This is a genomic window from uncultured Ruminococcus sp., from assembly GCF_946415235.1.
Lineage (GTDB): Bacteria > Bacillota > Clostridia > Oscillospirales > Ruminococcaceae > Ruminococcus.
This window is the reverse complement of sequence record NZ_CAMKRR010000129.1, coordinates 1-7,626: the sequence shown is the minus strand read 5'-3', so window position 1 is coordinate 7,626 and position 7,626 is coordinate 1. Positions and strand designations below refer to the sequence as shown.

The following is a 7,626-nucleotide window of genomic DNA, read 5'->3' as shown; positions in this document are numbered from 1 at the left end:
TAAGGGAGTAGGTCGGGAAACCGGCGCGAGAGTTCAAATCTCTCAATCCGCGCCAGTAAAACCTCATTGCTTTTGCAGTGAGGTTTATTTTATTCCTGACACATGACAGTGTCGGCTTTATCCTGATAATTATTTGCTTATATATCATTAATTTGTCATTTTTAGCACAAAATAAGTATAATTTTTACCGTCAGTGTGCTATAATTCATCACAGGAGGCGATAGATCAATGAGAAAGATAGATGGTTTCAACAAAGGCGTTAATTTCGGCGGCTGGCTCTCACAGTGCAGCTACGAAAAGCTTCACCTTGACACCTTCATTACGGAAAGCGATTTTAAAACTGCTGCTTCATGGGGCGTTGACCATGTCCGCGTTCCCTTTGACTATAATATCATAGAAAACAATGACGGCACATACAATGACGAGGGATTTGCATACCTTGATATGGCTATAAGTAATTCAAAAAAGTATGGGCTGAACATTATCCTCGACCTGCACAAGACCGCAGGCTTTTCTTTCGATTATTATTCCGAGAACGAGTCGGGCTTCTTTGACAGTCCCGAGTATCAGGAACGCTTCTACCGCCTGTGGGAAGAGCTCGCAAAGAGATACGGCTCTATGGCTCCTCATGTTGCATTCGAGCTTCTCAATGAGGTCACCGATGCTGAGTTCATTGACGCATGGAACAGGATCGCAAAGGAGTGCATCCGCAGGATAAGAAAGATAGCTCCCGATATACTCATACTCGTCGGAAGCTACCACAATAACAGCGCTGACACGGTACAATTTCTCGACGCGCCATTTGATAAAAACGTCATTTACAATATGCACTGCTATGAACCTCTTAAATTCACTCATCAGGGCGCTTACTGGACTACGGACATCATTCCCGAGGAGCGTATGGCTTTCGAGGACAGCGTCGCCTCTCCCGAGTACTTCGAGAAGCTTTTCTCAACTGCCATCGCTAAGGCAGAGGAGTTCGGAAGCAGCCTTTACTGCGGAGAATACGGCTGTATCGACGTTGTTACTCCCGAAGATACGATCAAATGGTACAAGGCTATCAACTCCGTCTTTGTGAAGCACGGCATAGGCAGAGCTGCATGGAACTATAAGGCTATGGATTTCGGACTTTCGGACGAAAGACTTAGCAAAGTCCGCAATGAACTGATAAAATTACTATAATACAGAATTATCCCCTTTGCTCTCGCAAAGGGGATTTTTTAGTAGCGATCAGTCGCTGTATTTAGTATAGCCTGTAGGATCAAAATATGGGTATTCAAACGGCATATCGATCTTAATGCTTTTTACGGTCATTGTCCTTGTATGAGGATCATTCTCATCGACTTCTGTCGACTGCATGATTATACCGTTTCTCAGATCAATATACTTATGACAGGAATAGCCTTCTCTTTCAATTTTTACCGCTACACACTGCCTGCCGAGTATGTCCGCTGTACCATCTATATACCAGTTTTCAAAATCGAACATATCACTTTCCGATGTATTAAACAGGCAGTCCTGGCATTTTCCTGCGAAAACAATATTGCCGTACGAATTATAATATATATTGCCGTCAACTCCGTAATATCCGGTATATATATAATTATCGGGAATATAGTTCAAGTCATAATCAGGCTCGCTATATCCATCTTCAAAATACGTTTTTTTGGTCTCATCGGCATTTATCCAGATACCGTCGTAACTATACAATTTTACATGATCATAATAGTCATCAACATCACTGAATTCGGACTCAAGATAATACCTCTTGTTTCTTGTATCAGCCATACAGTGTACAGATGATTCGGCAGTTCCCTCACTGTGTTCGACCTTGGTCGTATAGATGACATCTGCCGTGTCGAAATAACGATAGGAGTTTAACAGGATATGATAAATATAGCTCTTGTTCTCAAGAGTGTTCAGTTCATCATACCCTTCGGCATTCCATATCTGCTGTGCATACTTCTCGGTATTTACCTTACGGAATTTGAATGCTCCGCTGCTCATTTCAGCATTGATCTTTGCATTAAACGCTTCCGCTTCCTCAGCATTCGGGAAGATATTTTCACTGTGAAGCTGAAGCTCTCCGTAATCATCATTATCCTCAATCTCGGAAGCTGTAGTCGGCTGTGTATTTTCCACGATTTCTGCTTCGGTCTGCTTCTTTTCTGTGGAGTACATGATACTGTAATCCGCAATCTTCCAGTTCTCGCCGTCCTTCCTCAGAAGGAAATCAGCACTTATGAGAATTCCATCCTCTCTTTGGTAGACCCTGCTGCAAACGACGCTCTGCATATCGCTTTCATCATACTGCATGAACATATTTTCAAGTCCGAGTTCGTCTTCAAATGATTCCGTATTATCATCAAATACGGACGATACAAGCTTATAATTGCTGAAATCGTATACTTCATGGTATTTGTAATTATATGACATATCATCGTCAATATGGTCTGCAAGAACTACACCATTATAAACTATGAAAGGTCTTAAATACCTTGATGCCATACCATCATCTGCGAAATCCTCACCGTCTTCGTGTCCGCTCAGATCACCGCCGAGATAATAAGCATTGAGCTTCGGAGCAAACGTAGCGTCCATAAACTTCTGAAGCTTTTCGGGATCATTTAGCTTTTCGTCCGTAACATTGTAGTAAACCAGATCTTTCTTATACATTTCTCCTGTTTCAGGATCAACAGCGTCTTTATAGAAAGTAACACCTACACCGCTCTCGTATCCATCGTCAGCAATATAGAGCTCTCTCATTATATGCCCGAAATTGTCTACAAGCGTATCTACATCAGAGTTTCTGTTATCCTCCGCGATCTCATTCACTACAGTGGACTGCCCCGTATTAACGCTGTCGTTTATATTGAGTTTAGGTATCCTGCTGTTCTTTGCCAAAAGCAGTCCTCCCGCAAGTCCGCTTACAAGTACCATAGTTGCCGCAACTGCGCTTATCCCGCGGTAAAGCATTGGCCTGCGGTAACGCTCAACACCCGAAGCTTCCACAGTAAAGCCGTCGTCAGACTCTTCCTGCGCCTTGAGCTGTTCATATTTCTTCATGCTTATCTTATAGATCTTTTCTTTTTCTTTTCTGCCTGCGGCAGCATATTTCCCCGATATCCTCTCTATATCCTTTTCATTTTTACTAAACATCATATCAAGCTCATCTTTCATCTTATCTCACCTTGCCTTGCAAATCCTACTTCATACAGCATTTCCCTGAGTCTCTTTATTGCCCTGCTGCACCTTGTCCGTACATTATCTGACGTCATATCAACGATCTTCGCTATCTCATTTGAACTCCTTCCGTAGTAATACTTCTGTATTATTATGGTGGAATCAGGCTCGCCGAGCTGCTCTACCTTGTCGTAAAGCAGCTGACGCAGCTCTGACTGCTCTGACGATGTAACTATATCCTCATCGGATATGAACTCGTCGTCATCTTCTATCGCAATGTTCCTTAAAGTATGTCTTGCAACGCGTCTGTAAGTATCAACTGCTTTTCTTCGTGCTACGGAAGCCGTAAATGCTTTGATGTTCCCGCTTATCTCCTTCTGCTTGTCAAAAAACAGGAAGCACTGCGCGAAAACGTCTCCCACACACTCGTCTATGTCTTCCACAGACGCACAGCCCTTGAGCCGTGAATATACTATTGTATATACGTAGTTGAAATATTTATCGTAAAAGGCACGCTGTCCGCGTTCAGGTTTTGCCTTTAACATTTGCTGCAGCTCTTTATCAGTCATAGTTCACCACTCCTATTGTGCACATTCTGTATTTCCCCTTTCACTAATACATATCGAAGCGAGATCTCAGAGTGTAACACAAAATATTTATTTTTTATTTTTAACTTTTATTTTTCCGAGGATACAAAAAATTTCCGCAGGGTATTTACTTTTTCACGTAAATATGGTATTATATAAAGTGCTAAAAACGCATCGTCATTTTTTAAAGCAGCTTCGCTGCTTTCTCATTGGGGGGATCATTTTTATGCAAATACTTCTCTGTGCCCTGCTCGGATACTTCTTCGGCAATATCAATCCCGCATTTATAATTGCAAAATTCAAGGGCTTTGATATACGCGAAAGAGGTTCGGGAAACGCAGGGGCTTCAAATACAGTCATAACTATCGGAAAAAAAGCAGGTCTGCTCGTAGCACTTTTCGATATACTGAAGGCTGTTGCGGCTTCGATGCTCGCCGCTTACTTTTTCCCGCAGATCAAATTTGCAAAGATACTGTCCGGCTCATGCTGTATACTCGGCCATATTTTTCCTGTACTGATGAAATTCCACGGCGGAAAGGGACTTGCTTCACTGGGAGGCACTATCCTGGCATTCGATCCGCTGATATTCATTCTGCTTCTCGGATTTGAGATAGCTCTGGGATTCTCGGTAGACTATGTATGCGTTGTGCCTGTTACGGGCTCGGTAATATTCACTCTGATCTATGCATTTATCACAGGTAATCCTGTCGGTACCGCAATACTGTCAGCAGTCGACCTTGTCATACTTTACAAGCATATAGAAAACTTTAAACGTATTCAGAACGGAACGGAAGCACACATCAGTTTCCTGTGGAAAAAAGAACAGGAGATCGCTCGCATCAAGAAGAACACAAACGATTGAAAAAGTCCCTTCGGGGGCTTTTTTATGCCATTGCGCGCAGCCGCAGCGCTTTTTAATCAGCGGCAGTTAGGAGTTATTTTTATGCATAGCAAATCCTATGATATGTGCGAAGGACCGCTGGTCGGCAAGATCATTCTTTATACCATACCGATCATACTCACGGGTATACTTCAGCTTCTGTTCAATGCAGCCGACCTTGTAGTTGTCGGACGCTGCTGCGGAGATATCTCCGTCGGCGCTGTGGGAGCGACAGGCGCTCTGATAAACCTTATGGTAAACCTGTTCATAGGTCTGTCCGTAGGCGCAGGAGTTACCGTTGCCCACAGTATAGGCGCAGGCAGGAGCGAGGACGTCAGAAGGACAGTCCATACGGCGATCCCCGCCGCTCTCATAAGCGGAGCTTTTCTGACAGTCGTCGGTGTACTCTTCTCGGGCACTTTTCTGAAAATGATGGATACTCCCGAGAATGTACTTCCTCTTTCGGCTTCTTATATGAGGATTTATTTCTGTGGAACGATACCGAGTATGCTTTACAATTTCGGCTCGGCCATACTCCGTGCCGCAGGTGATACAAAAAGTCCGCTGTATTTCCTTACGGCAGCGGGAATACTCAATGTTTTGCTCAATCTTTTCTTCGTAATAGTACTTCATATGGATGTGGCAGGAGTCGCTCTTGCGACTTCCCTTTCACAGACACTGTCAGCTTTACTTATTATACGGGAGCTTATGCACCGCGATGACGCCTGCAAGCTTGAACTCACAAAAATGAAGATATACGGCAGACAGCTCAGGCGCATAATACAGATAGGCTTCCCTGCCGGTTTGCAGTCCTCGATATTCGCAATATCAAATGTAATAATCCAGTCGTCCATAAACGAATTCGGCAATATTCTCGGTCATGTTGTTCTGTCAGGCAACTCCGCCGCACAGAACGTGGAGGGCTTTGTGTATACATCAATGAACTCCTACAGTCAGACCTCCCTCAACTTCACCAGTCAGAATTACGGTGCTGGAAAGCTTGACCGTATACGCAGGATAATGTGGATATGTCTTATCGCAGTTTTCTGCACGGGAGCCTGTCTCGGACTGACAGCATTATTCTTCGGAGAACCGATACTTTCAATATATCTTCACAACTCTCAGGAAAGCATAAAATACGGTATGATACGTATGACATATATTATGATACCGTATTTCCTCTGCGGACTTATGGATGTCACAACAGGACTTATACGAGGCCTAGGAAGGTCGGTGCTGCCTATGCTCATAACGGTCATAGGCGTTGTCGGCATAAGACTCGGCTGGATATTCGGCGTATTCAGGATACCTAAATATCACACCCTCGAAAGCCTTTACTTCTCATACACTATCTCATGGATAGCAACATTCGCAGTTGAGCTCGGAGTTTTCCTCTTCATTATGCGAAAGCTCAGGAAGCAGAAGAAATAAAACTTTGATACACCAAAACAAGGGCGGCTCAAGCCGCCCTTGTTTTTTACATTTCCGCTGAAGTAAACGCCGCCTCATTTTCACGTATAAAGCAGCCCTGTGCTGCTCTGCACAAGGGACACTCCTGCGGCGGTTCGCTTCCTTTATGAATATGACCGCAGTTAAGACACATCCATGTCTGCCCGGTATCATCAGACCTGAAAAGCTTACCGCTTCGGTACAAGCCGCCGTAATACCTGAACCGATCATTGTGGCTCTTTTCTATCTCCGATACCATACGAAAATCCGATGCGATGTCTGCAAAGCCTTCATCCGCAGCGATACGTGCAAAATCAGGATAAACTATACTGTATTCCTTTTCCTCTTCATCTGCGGAAGCGTCAAGGAGCTGCTGTATATCTTCGTAAACATCCGCAGGAAATCCCGCTGTGAAGTCTATATTCGCTCCAGCTGAATCCTTCAGATGCTTCCAGAACACAATGGCATGACGCTCTTCCTGCTCTGCTGTAAAGCGGAACATCCGCTCAATGCCCACAAGCTTCTGCTGCTGCGCTGTCAGTGCAGCCTGATAGTAACGCTGCCGCGACTGACATTCACCAGCAAAAGCCCTCATAAGATTTATCCGCGTCTGACTTTCATTAAAAACTGTTTTCATGGATACTACCTCCTTTTCAGGTAGTATCCGCATTTTAAAAGATATTATTCATCAAGTATCGTATAACGGTACTGCATAATGCTTTCGGGATTCTTTAAGCGTATATTCTGGATATGTCCGCACTGAGGACAAGCGTCACATATCACCTGACTTCTCTTGGGCTTGAGCTTTTTCTCCTCGCCATCGGGATAGAACTGAACCGCATAGGGAGTAAGCAAAGTTCCCCTAACGACCTTTGCAGCACAGAATTCACATACGTTATCCATAAACATCCTCCTGATCTCATATCATTCTTTTATACCATTATATCACTTTATACATTATATGTCAACAAAAAAAGAGCGGACATTTTGTCCGCTCTTCAATGAATTCAGCTTTTGATTATATTTCGTTAACTTTTCTCTTAACGTAAGTTGTGTGGAGAACCTCATGTGCCTTGTGGCTGCCCGGCTTCTCGAAGAATTCTTCGTAAACCTTCTTGATGGCAGGGTTCTCGTGTGACTGACGGAGAGGCATTGACTTGTCGAGGTTGTAGAGTACCTTAGCTCTCTCTTCCCTGATGTCAACGAAGTTTCTTACGCCCATAGGAACCTGTGGCTGACCGCCGCCGTTTACACAGCCGCCGGGACAAGCCATGATCTCAACGAACTGAGCGTCGCACTTGCCTGCTCTGATATCGTCAAGCACCTTTCTTGCATTTGCAAGACCGCTTGTTACGATTACCTTTACCTTGTTGCCTGCAACATCGTATGTTGCTTCCTTGATATCCTTAGTTCCGCGAACCTCGGGAAGGTCTGTTACATTCTCGCCTGTGAGTGTATATACAGCTGTTCTAAGAGCAGCTTCCATAACACCGCCTGTAGCACCGAAGATAACGCCTGCACCTGTAG

Annotated in this window: 8 protein-coding genes; 3 read left to right on the top strand and 5 right to left on the bottom strand. The window is 44.2% G+C overall.

Annotation, left to right across the window (positions count from 1 at the left end; genetic code table 11):
• The first annotated feature begins 228 nt into the window (after positions 1-228).
• The gene (locus tag Q0R37_RS14455; RefSeq protein WP_294755275.1) at positions 229-1,182 is read left to right on the top strand and encodes a glycoside hydrolase family 5 protein; all 954 of its coding nucleotides are present in this window, start codon (positions 229-231) and stop codon (positions 1,180-1,182) included.
• A gap of 48 nt (positions 1,183-1,230) precedes the next feature.
• Here the strand turns inward: Q0R37_RS14455 and Q0R37_RS14450 are convergent, their stop codons facing one another.
• Together Q0R37_RS14450 and Q0R37_RS14445 are read right to left on the bottom strand one after the other, a co-directional pair.
• On the bottom strand, positions 1,231-3,180 hold the full coding sequence (locus Q0R37_RS14450; protein ID WP_294755274.1) for a hypothetical protein: 1,950 nt from the start codon (positions 3,178-3,180) through the stop codon (positions 1,231-1,233).
• Positions 3,177-3,752: a sigma-70 family RNA polymerase sigma factor gene (locus Q0R37_RS14445; RefSeq protein ID WP_294755273.1), complete on the bottom strand. Its 576-nt coding sequence runs from the start codon at positions 3,750-3,752 to the stop codon at positions 3,177-3,179. The genes Q0R37_RS14450 and Q0R37_RS14445 overlap by 4 nt, the downstream gene beginning before the upstream one ends.
• Before the next feature lie 244 nt (positions 3,753-3,996).
• Here Q0R37_RS14445 and Q0R37_RS14440 point away from each other — a divergent pair, with 244 nt between their 5' ends.
• Both Q0R37_RS14440 and Q0R37_RS14435 read left to right on the top strand, forming a co-directional pair.
• Positions 3,997-4,632, top strand: coding sequence for a glycerol-3-phosphate acyltransferase (locus Q0R37_RS14440; protein ID WP_294755272.1), 636 nt, complete (start codon positions 3,997-3,999; stop codon positions 4,630-4,632).
• Between the two features lie 81 nt (positions 4,633-4,713).
• Complete coding sequence (locus Q0R37_RS14435; RefSeq protein WP_294755271.1) at positions 4,714-6,081, top strand: MATE family efflux transporter; 1,368 nt, start codon at positions 4,714-4,716, stop codon at positions 6,079-6,081.
• Positions 6,082-6,127: 46 nt separating this feature from the next.
• On the opposite strand, the gene Q0R37_RS14430 is transcribed toward Q0R37_RS14435, so the two are convergent.
• The 3 genes from Q0R37_RS14430 to Q0R37_RS14420 all read right to left on the bottom strand — a co-directional run.
• Positions 6,128-6,736: a ferritin family protein gene (locus Q0R37_RS14430; RefSeq protein ID WP_294755270.1), complete on the bottom strand. Its 609-nt coding sequence runs from the start codon at positions 6,734-6,736 to the stop codon at positions 6,128-6,130.
• 44 nt (positions 6,737-6,780) lie between these two features.
• Positions 6,781-7,002, bottom strand: coding sequence for a hypothetical protein (locus Q0R37_RS14425; protein WP_294755269.1), 222 nt, complete (start codon positions 7,000-7,002; stop codon positions 6,781-6,783).
• Positions 7,003-7,117: 115 nt separating this feature from the next.
• Positions 7,118-7,626 (bottom strand): iron hydrogenase small subunit (locus tag Q0R37_RS14420; protein ID WP_294755268.1); only part of this gene is annotated, 509 nt, incomplete at its 5' end.

Bases quoted from the DNA above. Each gene is read 5' to 3' on its own strand.
- Q0R37_RS14455 (WP_294755275.1), top strand. From the start codon at position 229: ATGAGAAAGATAGATGGTTTCAACAAAGGCGTTAATTTCGGCGGCTGG.
- Q0R37_RS14450 (WP_294755274.1), bottom strand. From the start codon at position 3,180: ATGAAAGATGAGCTTGATATGATGTTTAGTAAAAATGAAAAGGATATA.
- Q0R37_RS14445 (WP_294755273.1), bottom strand. From the start codon at position 3,752: ATGACTGATAAAGAGCTGCAGCAAATGTTAAAGGCAAAACCTGAACGC.
- Q0R37_RS14440 (WP_294755272.1), top strand. From the start codon at position 3,997: ATGCAAATACTTCTCTGTGCCCTGCTCGGATACTTCTTCGGCAATATC.
- Q0R37_RS14435 (WP_294755271.1), top strand. From the start codon at position 4,714: ATGCATAGCAAATCCTATGATATGTGCGAAGGACCGCTGGTCGGCAAG.
- Q0R37_RS14430 (WP_294755270.1), bottom strand. From the start codon at position 6,736: ATGAAAACAGTTTTTAATGAAAGTCAGACGCGGATAAATCTTATGAGG.
- Q0R37_RS14425 (WP_294755269.1), bottom strand. From the start codon at position 7,002: ATGGATAACGTATGTGAATTCTGTGCTGCAAAGGTCGTTAGGGGAACT.